Source organism: Pseudomonas sp. TH15 (assembly GCF_016651105.1).
GTDB lineage: Bacteria > Pseudomonadota > Gammaproteobacteria > Pseudomonadales > Pseudomonadaceae > Aquipseudomonas.
On the sequence record NZ_JAEKEL010000001.1, the window covers coordinates 1,260,222 to 1,281,030 of the forward strand.

The window sequence follows — 20,809 nt, forward strand, 5'->3', positions numbered from 1 at the left end:
ACCATGTCCCAATCGTCTATTGCGGCCGCCTCTTCGGCCAACGCCGCCCGCCGTGGCAGTGCTACTTCGCGGCGTATCCTGATCGGTCTGTGCTGGCTGGTCTTCACGCTGTTTTTATTGTTGCCGCTGTTTATCGTCGTGTCCCAGGGCTTGAAAAACGGCCTGGGCGCGTTCTTCACCGCGATCTTTGAACCGGACGCCTTGTCGGCGCTGAAACTCACGGTGATCGCCGTACTGATTTCGGTGCCGCTGAACGTGGTGTTCGGCGTCAGCGCAGCGTGGTGCGTGAGTAAATACTCGTTCCGTGGAAAAAGTATGTTGGTCACGTTGATCGACTTGCCGTTCTCGGTCTCTCCAGTGATCGCCGGTCTGGTCTACGTACTGATGTTCGGTGCCCAAGGCCTGTTCGGTCCATGGTTGCAGGATCACGACATCCAGATCGTCTTCGCCTTGCCGGGCATCGTGCTGGCGACGATTTTCGTCACCGTGCCGTTCGTGGCCCGTGAGCTGATCCCGCTGATGCAGGAACAAGGCACCCAGGAAGAAGAAGCCGCGCGCCTGCTCGGCGCCAATGGCTGGCAGATGTTCTGGCACGTCACCGTTCCCAATATCAAATGGGGCCTGATCTACGGCGTGGTGCTGTGTACGGCGCGGGCGATGGGTGAGTTCGGTGCGGTGTCGGTGGTTTCCGGGCACATTCGCGGGGTGACCAACACCCTGCCGCTGCACGTCGAGATCCTCTACAACGAATACAACCACGTGGCCGCGTTCGCTGTAGCGAGCCTGTTGCTGATCATGGCGCTCTTCATCCTGCTGCTGAAGCAGTGGAGCGAAAACCGTATTAACCGCCTGCGCGCCAGCGCCGCGGAGGAATAAGTCATGTCGATCGAAGTGCGTAACGTCAGCAAGAATTTCAACGCGTTCAAGGCCCTGAACGACATCAGCCTGGATATCCACAGCGGCGAACTCGTGGCGCTGCTCGGCCCGTCGGGTTGCGGCAAAACCACGCTGCTGCGGATCATCGCCGGCCTGGAAACCCCGGACCAAGGCAACATCGTGTTCCACGGTGAAGACGTCTCCGGCCACGACGTGCGTGATCGCAACGTCGGTTTCGTGTTCCAGCACTACGCCTTGTTTCGGCACATGACGGTGTTCGACAACGTCGCGTTCGGCCTGCGCATGAAGCCGAAAAACCAGCGCCCGAGCGAAAGCCAGATCGCGGTCAAAGTTCACGAACTGCTGAACATGGTGCAACTGGATTGGTTGTCGGATCGCTACCCGGAGCAACTGTCCGGTGGTCAACGCCAGCGTATTGCCCTGGCCCGCGCGTTGGCGGTGGAACCGAAAGTTCTGCTGCTGGACGAACCGTTCGGCGCACTGGATGCCAAGGTTCGTAAAGAACTGCGTCGCTGGTTGGCGCGGCTGCACGAAGACATCAACCTGACTTCCGTGTTCGTGACCCACGACCAGGAAGAGGCGATGGAAGTCGCGGATCGCATCGTGGTGATGAACAAAGGTGTGATCGAGCAGATCGGTTCACCGGGCGACGTCTACGAAAACCCGGCCAGCGATTTCGTTTATCACTTCCTCGGTGACTCCAACCGTTTGCACTTGGGTGACGACAATCACGTGCTGTTCCGCCCGCACGAAGTGTCGCTGTCGCGGCATGAGCTGGAGGATCACCACGCGGCTGAAGTGCGCGATATCCGGCCATTGGGCGCCACCACTCGGGTGACGTTGAAGGTTGAAGGGCAGAGCGAACTGATCGAGGCTGAAGTGGTGAAGGATCACGACAGCCTGGTCGGGTTGGCCAAGGGTGAGACGTTGTTCTTCAAACCCAAGGTCTGGCAGAAAGTCGCCAACATCTAAAATCAAAAGCTCCTGTAGGAGCTGCGGCACGCTGCGATCTTTTGATTTTAAAGTCAAAAGATCGCAGCCTCGTTTCACTCGACAGCTCCTACAGGGGGGTGTTGTGTGGCTATTGGGCTTAACTCGATTTGATCTAACTGCCCCACCAACCGTGACGCGTTCCTTGCCTAATCTCCAGGCTGTGCCAGGAGGCGCAGTGAAGAGTCCATGACGGACCGGCGTATCTCCTGGACCCTGATGCCAAGGAGATAACGATGAGAACGGAAGTCCACCGGCCCGCGCCGTGGCTCGGTTGCGCGCTGTTTGGCGCAATGCTCAGCCCACTGGCCAACGCCGACCCCACGCTGTCAACGCAAATACCTTTCGATGTCACGGCGACCCCGCCGTTTTCCCTGACCAGCCTGCAACAGAATTTCGACGATATGTCGTGGCAGACGTTTATCGCCTTGAACTGGCCGGCGCTGGAAAACGGCGCCCCGAATACGGGCACGCCGATCGGCCAACAGGACGGTGCGACGGTCTGGGAGAACTGGAAAGAGAGCTATCAGATTTTCCTCGCCAACGGCCAGACGCCGAATCCCTGGAACGCGCCCGCGACGATTCCGAAAGCCTGCGAAGGCTTGGGTTCCGGGCGCTTGCTGCAACAGATGGGCAAAGTGCCGGACGTGCTCGACGAGTTTATCCAGCCGTTCCAGAGCGGGCCGCTGGTCGATCAGAGCGGCGTTTATACGCGCAACGAAATCGTCGTCAACCAGCCGATGTTCGACGACATCGTCAACAAGGGTCTGTACAGCATTCAGGGCCAGCAGGCGTACTTTGCGGCCGATCCGAAGAATACGGTGGCGTTCAGTTGCGGCAACAACGACACCCGCCAGGTCGGATCGCTGATGGTGAAGGCGTCGTGGAAAGTCCTCGACGGCAATGACCGACGAGAGAAATTCCACACCGTCGATGCGCTGGTCTACACGCCGGGCAACAGCGACCCGAGCAAAGGCCCGGTAGTGCCGGAGTCGTGCAAGGCCGAACCGGTCGGGTTGGTGGGCTTGCACATCGTGCACAAGACCAGCAGTGCGCCGCAGTGGGTCTGGTCGACCTTCGAACACGTCGACAACGTGCCGGAGCAGTCCACCCCCGTGGCCGAGCGCAAAGGCCCGTATCTGTTCTACAACGCTAACAGTCAGGCGGAAATCAACCAGCCACCGCCGCGTCCGTGGAACCCGGCAGTCAAGGCAACGCCATCGCAGATCGTGCGCGAAGCGTCGTTGACCCCGGCCACCAAAACCCTCAACAGCACCTATCAGACGCTGTTGCGCACGGTGAACCCGAACAGCGTGTGGGCCAACTATCAGTTGATCAGCACGCAATGGCCGACACTGACGCCGCAGCCACCGTGCCAGATCTCGAAAACCGAGCCTCTGGGTCGACCGGCGCCTGCGTTCCTCGCCAATACCACGCTGGAAACCTACATCCAGGGCACCGTGCCGCAAGCGTCCTCCAGTTGCATCGCCTGCCACGGCAACGCCGCCACCCATGTCACCGAGTCGCCGCGCACCAGTTTCGCGGACTTCACCTACTTGCTCGAACGCGCGCAATCGACTGGCGCGACAAGGAGTCAGCCATGAGCATCGATCTGGATAATTTTGCCGGTCTGTCTTCGGCCCTGACCGGCATTCCGCTAACGTTCATTGCACCCTCTGTCGATCCGATCGACCTGCCGACTCAGTTCCTGACGTTCATCGGGCCACGCATCACTCCCCCGGTATTGCAGGCGTTACTAACCCAATACGCGACCTTGCTGGCGGATAAAGTGCCGCCGGATCAGATCGCCCAAGCGGTGTTGATGAACGGCACGCAACCGGCCACCACGCAAACGGCGCAAGCCGCCCGTTCGATCATGAAGCTCTGGCTGCTGGGCGTCTGGTATCAGCCGTACACCGTCGGCAGCAACAAGGCGGGGGATCAGATGGTGGTCTCCGATCAGGCTTACACCCAGAGCTGGGCATGGAAAATCGCCCAGGCGCACCCCATGGGCTACAGCGAATTTTTCTTCGGTTACTGGAACGAAGTGCCGCCCAGCCTTGAAGACTTCACCGGGGTGCCCGCGAGCGGACCACAAGGAGCGTCGTCATGAGTAGCGAACAAGCAGATGTGGTGATCGTCGGCGCCGGTCTGGCCGGCAGCATCATCGCCTATCAGTTGGGGCTGGCCGGGGTGAAAGTGTTGGTGCTGGAGTCCGGGCCGGAGATTCCGGCCAACCGTAATCAGTATCTGGAACGCTTTTACACGGCGACCTTGAAGACCCCGGAATCGCCGTATCCGCCGGTCAGCACGCTGGACACGCCGCGCAATCCGGCCGAGCAGAATGCGCCGCGCGCGACCATCGCCGATTTGATCCTTGGTTGGGAAAACCCTGAAATCAGCTACCTGGTGCAAAAGGGCCCGTTGGCCTTTACCAGCACCTATGAGCGGGTCGGCGGTGGCACCACCTGGCATTGGGTGGCGACCTGTCTGCGCATGGTGCCCAACGACTTCCGTCTGAAGTCGCTGTACGGCGTCGGTGTCGATTGGCCGATCAGTTACAACGATCTGCAAAGCGCGTATTGCCGCGCCGAAGCGGAAATTGGCGTGGCCGCCAATGTGGCGGATCAGGCGTATCTGGGCATGACATTCCCGGATGGCTATCAATTCCCGATGACCAGCATTCCGCTGTCACTGGTCGATGGCAGTTTTGTTGCGGCGGTTCAGGGTAAATCGTTCGACGGCCTGCCACTGGTGGTCAGCCCGACACCGGCCGGGCGCAATTCGCAACCCTACGCGGGTCGTCGCGTGTGCGCCGGCAATACCAACTGCACACCTATCTGTCCGATTCAGGCCAAGTACGACGCCACGGTGACCATGAACAACGCGCTGAACACCGGCAATGTGCGGGTGCTCTACAAAACCGTGGCAAGCAAAGTCACGGTGGCGGCGGACAAGTCCATCAGCGGCATCGAGTTCATCCAGTATCAACTCGGCGACGGCCCGCCGACCGGCACCGGCGTCGCAGTCGGCCAGCGTTATGTGATCGCCGCCCATGCTATCGAGACGCCGAAACTGCTGCTCAATTCCACCAGCCCCGCGTGGCCCAAAGGCGTGGCCAACAGCAGCGGTCAGGTTGGACGCAGCCTGGCGGACCATCCGATCTATCTGGCCTGGGGCCTGATGCCGGAAGGCAAAGCGGTGTTCCCTTATCGCGGACCGGTTTCAACGGCAGGCATTGAAAGCCTGCGCGACGGCGCCTTTCGCAGTCAGCGCGCGGCGTGGCGAATCGAAATCGGCAACGAAGGCTTCAACTGGCCGGTGGGCGATCCCTACGTCACCGTCGCCGACCTGATCGATGGCGCCAACGATAGCGCCACCAATCCACTGCCACCCGCCAAGGGCCCGCAGCAAGTGTTGTACGGCACGGCACTGGTGCAGAAACTCAACGACTTGCTGACTCGCCAGTTCCGCATCGGTTTTCTGGTGGAACAGGTCGAGGACGATCCGGATAACGCCAATTGCTACATCGTGCCGTCAACGCAGTACAAGGATCGCTTGGGCATTCCGCGGCCGGAGATTCACTACGACTTGTCCGACTACACCAAGGAGGGCTTCCGGCAGGCGAAGATCCTCGCCACGCACATCATCACCGAGCTGCTCGGCGCCACCGAGTTGACCAAGCCGTTACCGCCGGGGAAATTCAACTACAAAGGCGTGGATTACAGCTTCCAGGGTGCCGGCCACCTGATGGGCACTTACCGCATGGGCGATGACCCGTTGAAATCGGTGGTCAACAAGGATCAGCGCAGTTGGGATCACAAAAACCTGTTCCTGGTCGGCGACGGTGTGTTCCCCAGCACCGGCACTTCAAACCCGAGCCTGACCATCGCAGCGTTGTCGATTCAGGCCGGCGACACCTTGGCCAACGACCTGAAAACCGCCACGGTGCAGGTTCAGGCCAATCAGCCCTGGCAGGGCACGGGCGTGCAGATCAACGGGCCGAGTCCGCGCCTGGTGCGTTATCTCAGTGGGCACTGGTTCGCCAGCCCGGCGGGCGGCATGGTTGACGGCAACGGCAGCGCGGGCCTGATCGCCAAACCCGGCTACACCTTGCCGGGCGCCAACGAGGGTGCGTTGATCGGGCGGATCGGCAGTACCGGGGCGCCGTTTCTGATTGGCGATCTGGCGCAGATTCCTGCGGGGCAGCAAGGCGAATTGCAGCTGTGTATCAACGACGATCTGGAGGGCCGATATGGCGTCGGACTCGCCGACAATCAGGGCGCGCTGACGGTGCAGGTGACGTTCGGCGCGCTGTGAAGCATGCCGCGCAAGGTGCGCAGTCGCGCACCTTGCGCGGTTTTTCAATGCGCGGTTTTGTGTTCGCGCAGGGTTACCGGGCCGGAGCGCAGTTCAATCTCGTGCTTCAATTCCTGGCGCAGACCGAGCATGAACGCCAGTTCCGCCACCACAAACAACGGCCCGACAATCAACCCCGTCACATCATCGACAAACGCCGGCTTACGCCCCTCATAGTGATGACCGACAAACTGAATCGCCCAGCCAATCACAAACATCCCCACGCCACTGCTCAGCCAGAGCATCGTGCTTTGCTGCGCCAACGCATGCCCCAGCCAAACCGACAGGCCCAGCAACACCGTCATCAGCACCCCGAGGCGCAGCTCCAGGCGCAAGTAAAACCATGCAGACGCCAACGCCAGCAGCACCGCCGGCGAAACCCAGCCTCCAGCCCATTGCGGCCGCGACAGTAAAACCGCGACGGCCACCACAATCAGCGGAATGCCGATAAAGTGGCTGGCGATATTGCGGGGGTCACGGTGGTAGGCGGCGTATTGACTGAGATGGTCAACGAGGCTTTTCATTGTTATTCCTCCTGTAGGGTGACTGATCATGCCCCGGGTTCGGCGCTCGCTCTGTCAGCCAGGCGACAATCTCTAGGAGTCTTCATGGATATGCAGGTCTGGCGTCCACGCCTGATGAGTGGGCAGTGGTTCAGTCATTTACCCGTTCCCTTTCAGGATAGTCTGCTGGCGGCAGCCCGGGTTCGGCGGTTGACGGCGGGGCAGCGGCTGTTCAAGCGTGGCGATCCGCCGTGCGGTCTGTACGCGGTACTCGAAGGCTCGATACGCATCGGTGCGGTGAGCGAGCAGGGCAAGGAGGCGCTGCTGAGCCTGGTCGAGCCACCGCACTGGTTCGGCGAAATCTGTCTGTTCGATGGCCAGCCCCGGACCCACGACGCCTATGGCGTGGGTCAATGTATCCTGCTGCACATCCCGCAAACGGCATTGCTGAAGTTGCTCGATGAACAACCGCTGTACTGGCGGCAATTGGCGTTGCTGATGAGCCACAAACTGCGCCTGACCTTCATCTACCTCGAACAACTGAGCCTGCTGCCGGCCCCGGCCCGCCTTGCCCACCGCTTGTTGATGATTGCCGAGGGCTATGGCGAAGTCGATCCGCCGCGACGGGTACTGCAACTGCCCCAGGAGCAACTGGCGTCGATGTTGTCGCTGTCGCGCCAGACCACCAACCAGTTGCTCAAGGAATTGCAGGGCCAGGGGATTATCGGCCTGGGCTATGGCGAGATCGAGATTCTGGACGCCGAGCGGTTGCGGGCGCTGGCCACGATTTAGCGGCACCATACCCAACACACGGTGTGGACCCATACTTGTGGTGAGGGGATTTATCCCCGTTGGAGTGCGCAGCAGTCCCGGTTTTCAGGGCCGCTCCGCGACCCAACGGGGATAAATCCCCTAGCCACAAAGGCTCACTCCTACAGGGGATTTGTGTGGAGGCTTACGAACCGCGATAGGTCGAGAAGCCGTATGGGCTGAGCAGCAGCGGGATGTGGTAGTGCTGGTCGGTCTGCTTCACTTCGAAAATCCCCGGTGAACCCCATACTTGTGGCGAGGGGATTTATCCCCGTTGGAGTGCGCAGCAGTCCCGGTTTTCAGGGCCGCTCCGCGACCCAACGGGGATAAATCCCCTCGCCACAAAGGCTCACTCCTACAGGGGGTTGTGCGGGGGCTTACGAACCGCGATAGGTCGAGAAGCCGTATGGGCTGAGCAGCAGCGGAATGTGGTAGTGCTGGTCGGTCTGCTTCACTTCGAAAATCCCCGGTGAACCCCATACTTGTGGCGAGGGGATTTATCCCCGTTGGAGTGCGCAGCAGTCCCGGTTTTCAGGGCCGCTCCGCGACCCAACGGGGATAAATCCCCTCGCCACAAAGGCTCACTCCTACAGGGGGTTGTGCGGGGGCTTACGAACCGCGATAGGTCGAGAAGCCGTATGGGCTGAGCAGCAACGGGATGTGGTAGTGCTGGTCGGTCTGCCTCACTTCGAAAATCACCGGTGAACCCCATACTTGTGGCGAGGGGATTTATCCCCGTTGGAGTGCGCAGCAGTCCCGGTTTTCAGGGCCGCTCCGCGACCCAACGGGGATAATCCCCTAGCCACAAAGGCTCACTCCTACAGGGGATTTGTGTGGAGGCTTACGAACCGCGATAGGTCGAGAAGCCGTATGGGCTGAGCAGCAACGGGATGTGGTAGTGCTGGTCGGTCTGCTTCACTTCGAAAATCACCGGTGAACCACATACTTGTGGCGAGGGGATTTATCCCCGTTGGAGTGCGCAGCAGTCCCGGTTTTCAGGGCCGCTCCGCGACCCAACGGGGATAAATCCCCTCGCCACAAAGGCTCACTCCTACAGGGGTTTTGTGTGGGGGGTTACGAACCGCGATAGGTCGAGAAGCCGTATGGGCTGAGCAGCAGCGGGATGTGGTAGTGCTGGTCGGTCTGCTTCACTTCGAAAATCACCGGGATTTCCGGGAAGAACGTGTCGTGCTTGACCTTTTTGAAGTACTCGCCGGTCTTGAACACCACGCGGTATTCACCCGCTTCAAAAGGCTGTTTGGCCGGGAACAGTTCGGCAATCCGCCCTTGTTCATTGGTCGTGCCCTGGGCCAATGGCTGCCAGTTCTGGCCGACGTGTTTCTCCAGGGTCACGTCGATGCCCGGCGAAGGCAGGCCGTTTTCCAGATTGAGCACGTGCACGCTCAACGGGTTGCCGGCGGCGAGGGCCAGACTAGAGAAAGCGCTCAGGCCGAGCGCGGCAAAGGTCATGCGCAAAGAACTCATGGTGAATCTCCTTATTGGGAACGGGTGGTGGTCAGGCCGGTTTTCTCGGCAGCCTTGATCGCGCAGGTTTCGTCTTGCTCACCGCCGCCGGAACCGGCCACGCCCATGGCGCCGACCAACTCGTTGGCGGCGAACAGCGGAATGCCGCCGCCGAGCAGCAGCAATTCGTCGAGGGTGTTGAGATTGGTGGTTTCCGGGTTGCTGCGAGCGCGTTCGGCGAACAACCGAGTGGCGGTTTTTGTCGACAGCGCGGTGTACGCCTTGCGCTGGCTGGCGGCGGTGTTGTGCGGGCCGACGCCATCGCCACGCAGAGTTACCAACAGGTTGCCGCCACGGTCGAGAACCGACACCGTGCCGGTGCAATTGCTCAGTGCCGTGTTGGCCAGCAGTTGCGCGGTTTTCAGGTCGAGGTCAGCGTGGCGCGGCAGTTCGGGGGCAGCGAAAACGCTGGCGCTGAGGCCGATGGCGAGGCTGGCTGCAAGGTATTTGACGGTCATGGACAGGCTCCAGAAGCGAAGGTCGCCACCTTAGCCGCCGGTCTTCGTCAGAACTTCGTCAGTCTGATTACAAGTTTGTAATGGGCAACGCCGCCGAAGGCGCCTAGCCTGTGTGCTTGATCAATCGAGGTGTGCCATGCGTTTGCTGGTCGTAGAAGATGAAGCCAAAACCGCGAATTTCCTCGCCAAAGGCCTGGGTGAGTCGGGATTTGCCGTGGACGTGGCACTCAATGGCCTCGATGGACGTTACTTCATCGAGCAGCAGGAATACGACCTGATCATCCTCGACGTGATGCTCCCCGGCCTCAATGGCTGGCAATTGCTGCAACTGATCCGCCAGCGTGGCGCCACGCCGGTGCTGTTCCTGACCGCCAAGGACGCCATTGAAGACCGCGTGCGTGGCCTCGAACTGGGTGCCGACGATTACTTGCTCAAACCCTTCGCGTTCGCCGAGTTGCTCGCGCGCGTGCGCACATTGCTGCGACGCGGGCCGATGCGCGAAGCCGAGTCGTACAGCATCGCCGATCTGGACATCGACGTGCTGCGCCGCCGTGTCAGTCGCGGCGGCCAGCGCATTGCCCTGACCAACAAGGAATTCGCCCTGCTGCAACTGCTCGCCAGCCGCCAGGGCGAAGTATTGTCGCGCACGCTGATCGCTTCGCAGGTGTGGAACCTGAATTTCGACAGCGACACCAACATGGTCGAAGTCGCGGTGCGCCGTCTGCGGGCGAAAGTCGATGACCCGTACATGCCGAAACTGATCCACACCGTGCGCGGCGTCGGTTATCAACTGGAAGCGCCGGACGATGCGCTCTAGGTCGATCGCCTGGCGCCTGGCGCTGGCGTTCGCACTGGTCTGCGCGTTGGTCTTGAGCGCGATCGGCGTGTTCCTCTACCGCTCGCTCGCCTCTGAACTCGCCTACCGCGACGACCTCGCGTTGCTTGGCCGACTGGAGCAGGTGCGCGCCTTGCTCGCCGACAGCGACAGCCTCGACGCCTTGCAGGCGCGGCCACGGCTGTATCAGAACATGCTCGGCAATCTCGACAGCTTGTTGTTGGTGCGACGTGCCGACGGCTCGAGCGTGATCGCCATCAACCCGCGTCAACGCGAACTGCCCAAGCTCAACGCAATCGCGCGTGAGCAAACCCCGCAACGCCGCGACGTGCTGACCTGGCAAGCCCAGGACGGTGCCGAGCTGGCGCTGTTGTCCGGTGACGCGCAAGGGCCGAGTGGCGAACCGCTGACGGTGATCGCCGGCAAAGTGCTGAGCGAGCGCGAGCAGATGCTCGGCAGCTATCGCTTGCGGCTGTATCTCTCGGTCGGTCTCGGTGCGCTGCTCGCGTTTGCCTTGGGCTTGCTGTTGCTGCGCCGAGGCCTGCAACCGTTACGGCAATTGAGCGAAGCGGTACGCCGCATCGACCTGCGCAGCCTCGATCAACGTTTGCCGGCGACGGGCACGCCCGCCGAACTGCTTGAACCGGTGCAGGCGCTCAATGGCATGCTCGCGCGTCTGGACGACAGCGTGCAGCGCCTCTCGCAGTTCTCCGCCGACCTCGCCCATGAGATCCGCACGCCGCTGCACACCTTGCTCGCCAGCAACGGCCAGGCGCTGAATCACCCGCGCAGCACGGCGGAATATCAGGAAGTGCTGGCCTCGAACATGGAAGAGTTCGAGCGCCTCAAACGCATGGCGGAAAACCTGATGTTCCTCGCCCGCGCCGAACAGGCCGAGCGAGCGCTCAACTTGCAAACGCTGGATCTGCAAGATGTTGGCAGCGAGCTGTGTGATTACTTCGAAGCCTTGGCCGACGACCGCGACCTGCGCCTGGAAAACCATCTGCACGGCGAACTCCGCGCCGATCAGCAACTGCTGCAACGCGCACTTGGCAACTTGCTGGCCAACGCCGTGCGCCACGCGGCCCCCGGCACCTCGATCAGCCTGCGCCGGCACGATGAGCCGGGTTGGCACTGGGTGCAGGTACATAACCACGGCCCGGCGATTGCGCCGGAGCATTTGGGCCGATTGTTCGATCGTTTCTATCGCGTCGATCCTTCGCGCGCGGAGCCAGGGGATTCGGGTGGGCTGGGGCTGGCCATTGTGCAATCGATCATGCAGTTGCATGGGGGCAGGTGCGGGTGAGCAGTGCTGCTGATGGCACCGTTTTTGAACTGGGTTTTTTAGTGAATTAAAGGGCCTCTTCGCGAGCAGGCTCGCTCCCACATTTGGAATGCGTTTCCCCTGTGGGAGCGAGCCTGCTCGCGAAGGCGCCGGATCTGACGACCCAGAGTTGGGATCAATCAGCGCAACCCATCCCGAAACTGCCCCGGCGTCATCCCCGTCCAGCGCTTGAACGCGCGGCTGAAGCTGCTCGTATCGGCAAACCCCAGCAAATAGCTGACCTCACTCAACGAACACTGCGGATCACGCAGATGCAGCAGCGCCAGGTTTTCGCGGCTTTCGTTGAGCAACGTGTCGAATCGACAACCCTCATCCGCCAAGTGCCGTTGCAGGCTGCGCAAGCTCAGGTGCAGGGCCTGGGCGATGCGTTCGGCGCTGGGTTCGCCTTCTGGAAGTTGTTCTTCAATGGCGTCGCGCACCTTGCGCTCCCAGGTCAGCGGTTTGAGCTGTGCCAGGGTGCGTTTGAGCACGGTTTCGTTGTGTTCGGCCAGTTCCGGGTTCGCGTCGTCCAGGTGGCTGTCGAAATCCACCAGCGAGAATTCCAGTCGGTCTTCATCGGCGCTGAAGTACACCGGGGAGCGAAAGACTTTGTGCCACTGATGCGGGTCCGCCGGTTCCGGGCGGCGCAGGTACACCGCCATTGGCGCGTACTCGCGGCCCAGGCGATTGCGGCAGGTGCGCACGTAGATCGCCGCGAAGGCGTCGATGGCTTCGAAGGCCGGGGCCAGACTACCGAGGGGGACTTTCAGGCGGAAACGGTAGCGATCCTCGCCGCGAGTCAGCTCCAGTTCCAACGCATCGCTGACCACTTGGTGATAACGCACGATGCGCTCGAACACTTCCCGCAGACTGCCGCTGGCCACCAGCGCATAACCCAACGCGTGGAATGTGGTCGGGCTGACAAAGCGCGACACCCGCAAGCCGATCGCCGGGTCGCCGCTGGCCTGCACGGCGATTTCCCACAGGCGCGTGGTGCTGGACAACGGATAACGGGCGTTCGGGTCGTCCATCAACTGCGGGTCAAGCCCCGCCTGTTGGCACAGGGCGGTGCTGTCGAGGCCCAACGCATCGAGTTGCTTGCGCAGGGCGCGGGTCCAGCTGGCGAGGGAGGTCGGTTCACTCATGGTGATTGGCGCTTCCGGTCAACAGGTTGGCGTTCACGGCTACCATCTTGTGAGGCGTCACAAGGCAGGATGTGAGCATCAATAACCAGAGGATGGAAGCATGGACCGTACTTCTGCAAGTCCCCAGCGACTGAATGCAGCCCAGCGATCAGCACATATTCGCGAAGTGGTGCTGGCCAAGGGCGTCGAACTGCGCAAACGCTACCCGATTCTTAACCATCAGGACGCTTTGGGCGCAGGCATTCTGGCCTTTGCGCTGGTCGGGATGATCGGTTCGGCGGCGCTCTACATCACCGGGCACATGGCCTGGTGGGCGTGCCTGTTGCTCAATGCGTTTTTTGCGTCGTTGACCCACGAACTGGAACACGACCTGATTCACAGCATGTACTTCCGCAAGCAACGCCTGCCGCACAACCTGATGATGGGCCTGGTCTGGCTGGCGCGGCCAAGCACGATCAACCCGTGGATCCGCCGTCATCTGCACCTCAATCACCACAAGGTTTCCGGCACCGAAACCGACATGGAAGAGCGGGCGATCACCAATGGCGAGCCTTGGGGCATTGCCCGGCTGTTGATGGTCGGCGATAACGTGATGTCGGCGTTTATTCGCATGCTGCGGGCCAAGACCTGGGCGCACAAATTCAGCATCATCAAGCGCACCTTGAAGGTCTATGCGCCTTTGGCGCTGGTGCATTGGGGCGCGTGGTATGTGTTTCTCGGCTTTCATGCGGCCAATGGCATTGCGCATTTGCTCGGTGCACCGATTGAGTGGTCGGCGACCACGCTGTCCGTGATGCAAGTGATCGATATTGCGGCAGTGGTGATCATCGGGCCGAACGTGTTGCGCACTTTTTGCCTGCACTTTGTCAGTTCGAACATGCATTACTACGGTGATGTGGAGCTGGGGAATGTGATTCAACAGACTCAGGTGCTGAACCCTTGGTGGATGTGGCCGTTGCAAGTGTTCTGCTTCAACTTCGGCAGCAGCCACGGGATTCATCACTTTGTGGTGAAGGAACCGTTTTACATCCGCCAGATGACCGTGCCGGTGGCGCATAAGGTAATGCGCGAGATGGGGGTTCGGTTTAATGATTTCGGGACGTTTGTGCGGGCGAACCGGTTTGTTCGCAAGGACGAGGTGGTGAGCGCCACGACACAAACCGCCCAGGCCTGACTCATACCTGTGGCGAGGGGGCTTGCCCCCGTTGGGCTGCGAAGCGGCCCCAAAACCAGACGACCGAGGTTTAACAGATAGAGGTCGGTCGTCTGGTTTACGACTGCTTCGCAGCCGAACGGGGGCAAGCCCCCTCGCCACAGTGTTAGTGTTCAATCCGGCTGAAATGGCGACTCGCTCAATATCACCCCGGTCTCATCCACATAAGTCTGCCAATGTTCGATCAATGCGCTGAGCTTCTCTGGCTGACTAACCGCCAAATCATGAATCTCCCCCGGATCACTTCCCAGATCATAAAGCTGCCAGGTCGCCGGCCCCACCGGCCCCGGAATGTAAACCGCCTTCCACTGCCCCTGCCGAATCGCCCGCCGCCCGAACAATTCCCACCCGGTCACGGTGTGCTCGTCATGCACCTGCGCCGTCTCGCCGGATAGAAACCCCAGCCACGATTTCCCGCGCAACTGCGCCACTGGCTTGCCGCGCCACTGCTTGCCGGGATGGCGCACACCGGCGAGGTCGAGAATGGTCGGCGTGACGTCCATCACCGTGCCAAACCCGTGGCTGACCTGGCCCTTGAGCGACAGCTGCGGGTAATGCACCAGCGCCGGCACCCGAATCCCGCCTTCAGTGGTGAACGCCTTGAACAACCGTGACGGCGCGGTCGCGACCTGAGCCCAGCTCGGCCCGTACCAGACGTAGGAATTGGCGCGGCCGATGTTGTCCAGGCTGTTGTCGTAATGCTGGTTCAGATAAGTCAGCAGCTCCGGGCCGAATTTCGGGAAGGCTTCCAGCAGCGCGCCTTCGGCACCGTTGTCGGACATGAACAAGATGAACGTGTTGTCCAGTTGCCCCTGATTGCGCAGGTAGTCGACGACACGGCCGATGTTCCAGTCCATGCGCTCGACCATCGCCGCGTAAACCTCCATGGCTCGCGCGGAAACCTGCCGTTGTTCGTCGCTCAAGGCGTCCCATTGCGCGTTGAGCTGGATCAGCGGATGCGGTTCGACATCGGCGTCGATCAACCCCAGGGATTTTAGTTTTTCCAGACGCTCAAGGCGCAACACCTCGGGGCCTGCGTCATAGCGGCCACGGTATTTCTCGACCACGTCGGCCGGAGCCTGCAACGGCCAGTGCGGTGCCGAAAACGGCAGGTAGGCAAAGAACGGCCGGGTCTGATCGCGCTCCTTCAGATACTGCAAAAGCTTGTCGCCAAAGGCGTCGGAGGAATAGAAATCCTTCGGCAACTCATCGATGAATTGATCGTCCTCGATATACAGCGCCGGTGTGGATTTCAGCAGCCCCGGCGTTTGCTCATCGTAGGTGGGTTCGAAACCGTAATGGTTGGCAGCGCCGGGCAGCAGCGAGAACGAACGCTCGAAACCCCGCGCATGCGGCGCCAGTTCAGCGGTCAGCCCCAAGTGCCATTTGCCGCTCATCAGCGTCTGGTAACCGGCCTCGCGCAGCAACTCAGGCAACGCGACTACGCGGTCATTGAGGTGACCTTCGTAACCCGGTTTGCCGATCAGTTCGGGGGTCAGCGCTTCGGCCATGGTGCCGATGCCGGCGATGTGGTGGTCGGTACCGGTGAGCAGCATCGAACGGGTCGGCGAGCAGGTCGGCGCGGTGTGGAAGTCGGTCAGGCGCAGGCCGTTGTTGGCCAACGCATCGAGGTTCGGCGTGGCGATTTCGCCGCCGAACGCGCCGATATCGGAAAAACCCAGGTCATCCGCCAGGATCACCAGAAAGTTGGGACGTTGCGGCATCAAAAATCTCCTGTTCAGCAGGCAATAAAGGACAGCGGCAGATCGCGGATTTGTACCGGCACGACCGGTTGGTAATGGTCATCGCTGGTGAGTTCGTGCAGCAGTTCTTCGCGCAATTGGTGGAAGTCGAAACTGCTGCGCTGACGCGGATGGGGCAGGGCGATGTCGACCACTTGCTTGATCCGTCCGGGACGCGGTTCCATCACCACCACGCGGTCCGCGAGGAAGATCGCTTCTTCCACATCGTGGGTGACTAGAATCGTGGTGATTTTTGCCCGTGCCCGGATCGCCAGCAGCTCGTCCTGCATCTGCTGACGGGTCAGTGCATCGAGGGCGCCGAAGGGTTCGTCCAGCAGCAGAATCCGGGGGCTGGCGACCAGGCCGCGCGCAATCGCCACCCGTTGCGCCATGCCACCGGAGAGCTGGTGCGGATAGGCGCGAGTGAAGTCGCTGAGGCCGACCAGATCGATGAAATCGTTGATCCGCTGTTGCTTCTGCGCGGCGCTCAACGGCTCATTGACCAGGCCCAGGCCGATGTTGTCGGCGACCGTCAGCCATGGGAACAAACGGTGTTCCTGAAAGACAATTCCGCGTTCGCTGCCGATGCCAGTGACCGCTTTGCCGTCCACGGTAATCTTCCCGCGAAACTGCGTATCAAGCCCCACCAGCAGTCGCAACAAAGTTGATTTACCACAGCCGCTGGAGCCGACAATGGCGACGAATTCACCCTCGGCGATTTCCAGGTTGAATTCACGTATGGCCTCGAGTTCGAAGCCGTCGACGTCGAAGGATTTGCCGACGTGGTTGAAGCTGACAATCGGTGCGTTCATGCGTGTCTCCAGCGGGTAGCGCGGATTTCCAGGCGTTGGCCAATGAGGTTGAGCAGGGCACCGGTCAGGCCCACCAGCAGCATGCCGGCCATGATCAGGTCCATGCGCAGCAGTTGCTGGGCACCGATCATCTGGCTGCCGATGCCGCCATTGGACGGCATGAAATATTCGGCGCCGATGGTGCCGAGCCAGGCGTAGATCAGGCTCAGGCGCAGGCCGGCGAAGATCCCCGGGGCCGCGCCCGGCAAGACCAGGCGGCGCAGGCGTTGGCCGAGATTCAGACGCAGCACTTGAGCGGCTTCATTCAGTTGCGGCGAGAGGTTGGCGACGCTGCGTTGGGTGGCAATAAACAGCGGAAAAAATGCAGCGAGTGCGACGAATACCCACTTGGCCAATTCCCCCAGGCCGAACCATGCGGTGAGCAGCGGCACCCAGGCGAAAATCGCGATTTGGCGGATGGCAGCGAGGGTCGGACCGAGGATGCGTTCACTGGTGTGCGACAGCCCCAGCAGCAAGCCCAGCAAAAATCCGAGTCCACCGCCCAGCAGCAAACCGCCGAGGGTGCGGCCCAGGCTCAGGGCCATGCCGCTGATCAATGTGCCGTCTCGCAGGCCGTGCCAAGTGGTTTCCAAAACCGCGAACGGGCTGACCAGGATATTCGCGTCGATCCACTGCTGATCCGTGGTCACTTGCCACAACGCCAGCAACGCCAAGGGCAGCAGCCACGGTTGCAGACGTTGCCAGCCTTGATACTTCGGGCCACGGCGGATTTCGGCGGTGGCCGGGTGCGGCCAGTGCACCCATTTTTTATCCAGCAGACCGATGCCGCGATCCATCGCCACGCCGATCAAACCGATGACCACGATCACCACGAAGACGATGTCGAGCATGAACAACTGGCGCGCCCAGACCATCAGGTAACCGATGCCTTCGCTGGACGCCAGCAGTTCCACCGCCAGTAACGAGGTCCAACCGGCGGCCAGCGCCAGTCGCACACCGGCCATGAAGGCGGGCAGCGCGGCGGGCAGCACCAGGCGACGGATCAACAGTCGCGGCGGCAGACGCAGCACGGCGGCGGCCTCGCGCAATTTGGGTTGTGCGTCGCGCACACCGACCAAGGTGTGCAGGGTCACCGGCACCACAATCGCCTTCACCAGCACCACCAGTTTCAACACTTCACCGATGCCGAAAAACACCATGAACAGCGGAATCCAGGCCAGGGTCGGGACTTGCGCCAAACCGGCGAACGTCGGGAACACCAGGCGCTCCAGACGCCGACTGAAACCCAGCGCCGCGCCCAAGGCTGCGCCAGCGCTGATCCCGGCGAGCAAGCCCCAGAACAGGCGTTGCAGGCTGATCCACAGATGACTCCACAACTCGCCTTGGGACAGTTCGACGGCGCTGTTCCAGACCAGAGAGGGCGCCGGCAGGATCTGCTCGCTCATCCAGTGATTGCGGCTGGCCAGCCACCATAGGGCGAACAGGCTGATCGGTAACATCCAGGGCAGGAGACGCTGGCTCAGGCTTGGCCAAAGGCGCCGACCATTGAGCGGTGGGGCGGCCAGCGGCAGGCTGAGAAGGGAAACACGGGCCATGAATGACCTCCGTTTTTGACCTTGTAGGAGCGGGGCTTGCCCGCGAAGGCTATCTGTCAGTCACCCTCTTGTTGGATGTGACGGGTCTCTTCGCGGGCAAGCCTCGCTCCAACAGGTTTAAGGTGTATGCGAATTTGATCTATAAAAATTAAAATCAATGCTATTGAGAGATAAGCGAGACCATTTAAGGCCTCCAGCCCACACGCATCCAATGCATTCGAAGAATATTTTCGATGCTGTTTATGCATACCCGCCCGAGAGCCCCGCTTTGACTGACATAGACCCAAAAGCTATAAAAATGTGAATTTATAGTATTTAAGCGTAGGGACTGATTCAGCCTACGTTCTGCTCCTCAACGCCGTCGCCACCAGGAGCCGCACCCATGAATCGTCCCTTCAAACGTGTCATCAGTCTGTTTGCCATACCGGCCCTGGCGGGGTTGCTGGCGTTCACCGCCCACGCCGACGAACTCAAGGAAATTCGGATCGCCGTGCCTGACCTGAGTGCCGGCACCCAGCACAGTGGCGGCGGTATAACGGATGTATTGCGCGACCAGCAGATTTTTGAGAAAGCCTTCGCCGATCAGGGGATCAAAATTCAGTGGAGTTTCTTCAAAGGCGCCGGGCCGGTGATCAACGAAGCGTTCGCCAACGGTCAGGTAGACCTGGCTTACCTGGGAGATCTCGCGGCAATCATCGGTAAGTCCAATGGTCTGGACACCCGCCTGCTCAGCGCCTCTGCGCGCGGGGTGAAACAGTACCTGGGCGTGGTGCCCGGTTCGGGGATCAAAACCCTGCAAGACCTCAAAGGCAAACGCGTGGCGATCTTTCGGGGCACCGCTACTCAGTTGTCTTTTGATGCGGCGCTGGCCAGCCAGGGTTTGAGCGAGAAGGATCTGAAGGTCATTAATCTGGACTTTAGCGGCGCCGTTGCCGCGCTGGCGGCCAAGCAGATTGATGCGTCGTGGGGCAGTTCTGGATTGACGGCGTTGCAAGCCAAGGGGTTGGCCGAGTTGCCGTTGAACACCAAGGATCTGGGTGGGGCGGGCAGTGTTCAGGCGGTGTTGGTGGGCACCGGGAAATTTGTCGACGAGCATCCGGAGGCGGTCGCGAAACTGTTGAAGGCGCAGCAGCAAGCGGTGGAGTGGCTGACGCAGGACAGCAACAAGGATGCGTACATTCAGTTGGTGTCGGGGCTGGCGAGTTATCCGCCAGTGATTCTTCAGCAGGATTTGAAGGATCAGAAGTTGAGCGACGTGTTCCCCTCGACGCTGGATCCGGTGTTCCTGGGGAAATTGCAGGATGCAGTGGATTTGGCTTCGCAGCAGAAGCTGATTCGCAAGCCGTTCAAGGTGACGGATTGGGTAGCGCCGGAGTTGGCTGCAGCGAAGCTCTGAATTTTTAGCGATCTCACTGGCCTCATCGCGATCAAGCTCGCTCCCACAGTGGATCTCTGCCGGACACAAAATTTGTGTACACCGCAAATCTACTGTGGGAGCGAGCTTGCTCGCGATGGGGTCATCAAACCGCGACGCTAATCTCTTGTTTATCCACCGCCACCAACGTCTCAATCATCGCCCGCGCCGCCGGCGACAACCGAAACCCGGTGCGACTGACAATCCCGCACCGCGCATTCATGCTCTCGATGTTCTGCGGCAAATTGCGCCAGTGCAGCAACACCAGCGTGCCCTGGGCGATGTCTTCGTTAAACGCCTCTTCCGTACCAATACCAATCGCGTTCGATTGCAGCACGATCTTCACCAGCGCCGGAAAGTGCTCGGTCTCGATGGTCGGTGAAAAATCCATCCGCCCGCTGAGGTTTGCCAGCAGTTTGCGAATGCCCGGCGGGATCAACGTGGTCGCCAACGGGTAGTCGAACATGTCGTTGGTCGACAGGCTGTCCTTGACCAGCAGTGGATGCCCCGGCCGGCAGAAGAACACCCCGCGCTTGGGCGTCAGGGCCTGGGTCTGGAAGTTCGGATCGGCTTCGAAATGGCGGATGTCGGCGATGAAGAACTCGATCTCTTCACGGCTCAGGGCGCGGCTGAGTTTTTCCCAATTATCCACCTGAAAACAGGTGCGTACTTTCGGGTGCGCATTGATGAATTGCGCCACCGCATCCGGCACCAGTTTCACCGCTGGCGCCGGGCCGCAACCGAAGCGCAGTTCACCGGCGTCGAGCTTGGTCATCTGCGTCACTTCGGCATTGAGCAGCGCCGCGCCTTGGACCAGGGTCAAGGCATGTTGCAGCACCACCTGGCCCTCGGGTGTCGGGCGCAAATCCTTGTTGCCACGGTCCACCAACACACAGCCGAACTCTTGCTCCAGCCCCTGAATACTGCGGCTGAACGCCGGTTGAGTGATGCCCATGGCGTCGGCCGCGCGGACAAAACTGCGGTGTTCGTTGAGGGCGATGAAGTAGCGCAACTGGCGAAGATCCATATGCTTTTCCGGCATCCTAAAAATAGCTCGAAGGCATTTGCGACGAGGGTTGCTAGAGGTTTTAAATGCAAGCTCTTATTCCGTCAACGAAGCATGTAGATATCTATTAGATCTAAATTGAATATAGATAGAGCATTGTTTCGCTGCCGCTCAACCGTCAG

At 60.7% G+C, this 20,809-nt stretch carries 18 protein-coding genes and 4 pseudogenes; 10 read left to right on the forward strand and 12 right to left on the reverse strand.

Annotated features, from left to right (window positions below; genetic code table 11):
• The first annotated feature begins 3 nt into the window (after positions 1-3).
• From cysW to JFT87_RS05730, 5 genes are all read left to right on the forward strand, one after another.
• Complete coding sequence (gene cysW / locus JFT87_RS05710) at positions 4-876, forward strand: sulfate ABC transporter permease subunit CysW (protein ID WP_054050211.1); 873 nt, start codon at positions 4-6, stop codon at positions 874-876.
• A 3-nt stretch (positions 877-879) separates the two neighbouring features.
• Positions 880-1,869 (forward strand): sulfate/molybdate ABC transporter ATP-binding protein, encoded by a 990-nt coding sequence (locus JFT87_RS05715; protein WP_054050209.1) that lies wholly within the window; start codon positions 880-882, stop codon positions 1,867-1,869.
• Positions 1,870-2,123: 254 nt separating this feature from the next.
• Positions 2,124-3,491 carry a cytochrome C gene (locus JFT87_RS05720; RefSeq protein ID WP_201199577.1) on the forward strand — a complete coding sequence of 456 codons (1,368 nt, stop codon included), beginning with the start codon at positions 2,124-2,126 and terminating at the stop codon, positions 3,489-3,491.
• The gene (locus JFT87_RS05725) at positions 3,488-4,000 is read left to right on the forward strand and encodes a sorbitol dehydrogenase (protein ID WP_201199578.1); all 513 of its coding nucleotides are present in this window, start codon (positions 3,488-3,490) and stop codon (positions 3,998-4,000) included. The genes JFT87_RS05720 and JFT87_RS05725 overlap by 4 nt, the downstream gene beginning before the upstream one ends.
• Complete coding sequence (locus JFT87_RS05730; RefSeq protein WP_201199579.1) at positions 3,997-6,207, forward strand: GMC family oxidoreductase; 2,211 nt, start codon at positions 3,997-3,999, stop codon at positions 6,205-6,207. The genes JFT87_RS05725 and JFT87_RS05730 overlap by 4 nt, the downstream gene beginning before the upstream one ends.
• A 44-nt stretch (positions 6,208-6,251) precedes the next feature.
• Here the strand turns inward: JFT87_RS05730 and JFT87_RS05735 are convergent, their stop codons facing one another.
• Positions 6,252-6,770: an Mpo1 family 2-hydroxy fatty acid dioxygenase gene (locus tag JFT87_RS05735; protein WP_201199580.1), complete on the reverse strand. Its 519-nt coding sequence runs from the start codon at positions 6,768-6,770 to the stop codon at positions 6,252-6,254.
• Positions 6,771-6,854: 84 nt separating this feature from the next.
• Here JFT87_RS05735 and JFT87_RS05740 point away from each other — a divergent pair, with 84 nt between their 5' ends.
• Positions 6,855-7,541, forward strand: a complete 687-nt coding sequence (locus JFT87_RS05740; protein ID WP_201199581.1) for a Crp/Fnr family transcriptional regulator — start codon at positions 6,855-6,857, stop codon at positions 7,539-7,541.
• A 163-nt stretch (positions 7,542-7,704) separates the two neighbouring features.
• On the opposite strand, the gene JFT87_RS05745 is transcribed toward JFT87_RS05740, so the two are convergent.
• The 6 genes and pseudogenes from JFT87_RS05745 to JFT87_RS05770 all read right to left on the reverse strand — a co-directional run bounded on the left by JFT87_RS05745 (position 7,705) and on the right by JFT87_RS05770 (position 9,541).
• Positions 7,705-7,782 (reverse strand): hydroxyisourate hydrolase, encoded by a 78-nt coding sequence (locus JFT87_RS05745; protein WP_446739725.1) that lies wholly within the window; start codon positions 7,780-7,782, stop codon positions 7,705-7,707.
• Between the two features lie 154 nt (positions 7,783-7,936).
• Positions 7,937-8,029: pseudogene (locus JFT87_RS05750) on the reverse strand (hydroxyisourate hydrolase); the annotation flags it as partial.
• A gap of 139 nt (positions 8,030-8,168) precedes the next feature.
• A pseudogene (locus tag JFT87_RS05755) lies at positions 8,169-8,261 on the reverse strand (hydroxyisourate hydrolase); the annotation flags it as partial.
• 139 nt (positions 8,262-8,400) lie between these two features.
• Positions 8,401-8,493: pseudogene (locus tag JFT87_RS05760) on the reverse strand (hydroxyisourate hydrolase); the annotation flags it as partial.
• A gap of 140 nt (positions 8,494-8,633) precedes the next feature.
• On the reverse strand, positions 8,634-9,044 hold the full coding sequence (uraH, locus tag JFT87_RS05765; RefSeq protein ID WP_201199589.1) for a hydroxyisourate hydrolase: 411 nt from the start codon (positions 9,042-9,044) through the stop codon (positions 8,634-8,636).
• 11 nt (positions 9,045-9,055) lie between these two features.
• Positions 9,056-9,541 carry a GlcG/HbpS family heme-binding protein gene (locus tag JFT87_RS05770; protein ID WP_201199591.1) on the reverse strand — a complete coding sequence of 162 codons (486 nt, stop codon included), beginning with the start codon at positions 9,539-9,541 and terminating at the stop codon, positions 9,056-9,058.
• 136 nt (positions 9,542-9,677) lie between these two features.
• Here JFT87_RS05770 and JFT87_RS05775 point away from each other — a divergent pair, with 136 nt between their 5' ends.
• Both JFT87_RS05775 and JFT87_RS05780 read left to right on the forward strand, forming a co-directional pair.
• Entirely contained in the window at positions 9,678-10,358 is a 681-nt protein-coding gene (locus tag JFT87_RS05775) for a heavy metal response regulator transcription factor (protein ID WP_201199597.1), read from the forward strand.
• Positions 10,348-11,732 (forward strand): annotated as a pseudogene (locus JFT87_RS05780) (heavy metal sensor histidine kinase). The gene JFT87_RS05775 and the pseudogene JFT87_RS05780 overlap by 11 nt, the downstream one beginning before the upstream one ends.
• 108 nt (positions 11,733-11,840) lie before the next feature.
• Here JFT87_RS05780 and JFT87_RS05785 read toward each other — a convergent pair.
• Positions 11,841-12,845 (reverse strand): AraC family transcriptional regulator, encoded by a 1,005-nt coding sequence (locus JFT87_RS05785; RefSeq protein WP_201199605.1) that lies wholly within the window; start codon positions 12,843-12,845, stop codon positions 11,841-11,843.
• A gap of 100 nt (positions 12,846-12,945) precedes the next feature.
• On the opposite strand from JFT87_RS05785, the gene JFT87_RS05790 reads away from it, so the two are divergent.
• Positions 12,946-14,019, forward strand: a complete 1,074-nt coding sequence (locus JFT87_RS05790; protein WP_201199607.1) for a fatty acid desaturase — start codon at positions 12,946-12,948, stop codon at positions 14,017-14,019.
• Between the two features lie 152 nt (positions 14,020-14,171).
• Here JFT87_RS05790 and JFT87_RS05795 read toward each other — a convergent pair whose 3' ends face one another.
• The 3 genes from JFT87_RS05795 to JFT87_RS05805 are packed head-to-tail and all read right to left on the reverse strand — an operon-like array spanning position 14,172 to position 18,207.
• On the reverse strand, positions 14,172-15,782 hold the full coding sequence (locus JFT87_RS05795; protein ID WP_201199609.1) for an arylsulfatase: 1,611 nt from the start codon (positions 15,780-15,782) through the stop codon (positions 14,172-14,174).
• Between the two features lie 14 nt (positions 15,783-15,796).
• Positions 15,797-16,612 carry an ABC transporter ATP-binding protein gene (locus JFT87_RS05800; RefSeq protein WP_201199611.1) on the reverse strand — a complete coding sequence of 272 codons (816 nt, stop codon included), beginning with the start codon at positions 16,610-16,612 and terminating at the stop codon, positions 15,797-15,799.
• Positions 16,609-18,207 (reverse strand): ABC transporter permease, encoded by a 1,599-nt coding sequence (locus JFT87_RS05805; protein ID WP_201199613.1) that lies wholly within the window; start codon positions 18,205-18,207, stop codon positions 16,609-16,611. The genes JFT87_RS05800 and JFT87_RS05805 overlap by 4 nt, the downstream gene beginning before the upstream one ends.
• Before the next feature lie 382 nt (positions 18,208-18,589).
• Between JFT87_RS05805 and JFT87_RS05810 the strand changes: the two genes are divergently transcribed.
• Positions 18,590-19,603, forward strand: a complete 1,014-nt coding sequence (locus JFT87_RS05810) for an ABC transporter substrate-binding protein (protein WP_201199615.1) — start codon at positions 18,590-18,592, stop codon at positions 19,601-19,603.
• Positions 19,604-19,727: 124 nt separating this feature from the next.
• Here the strand turns inward: JFT87_RS05810 and JFT87_RS05815 are convergent, their stop codons facing one another.
• Positions 19,728-20,648 carry a LysR family transcriptional regulator gene (locus tag JFT87_RS05815; RefSeq protein WP_201199618.1) on the reverse strand — a complete coding sequence of 307 codons (921 nt, stop codon included), beginning with the start codon at positions 20,646-20,648 and terminating at the stop codon, positions 19,728-19,730.
• Positions 20,649-20,809: the final 161 nt, after the last annotated feature.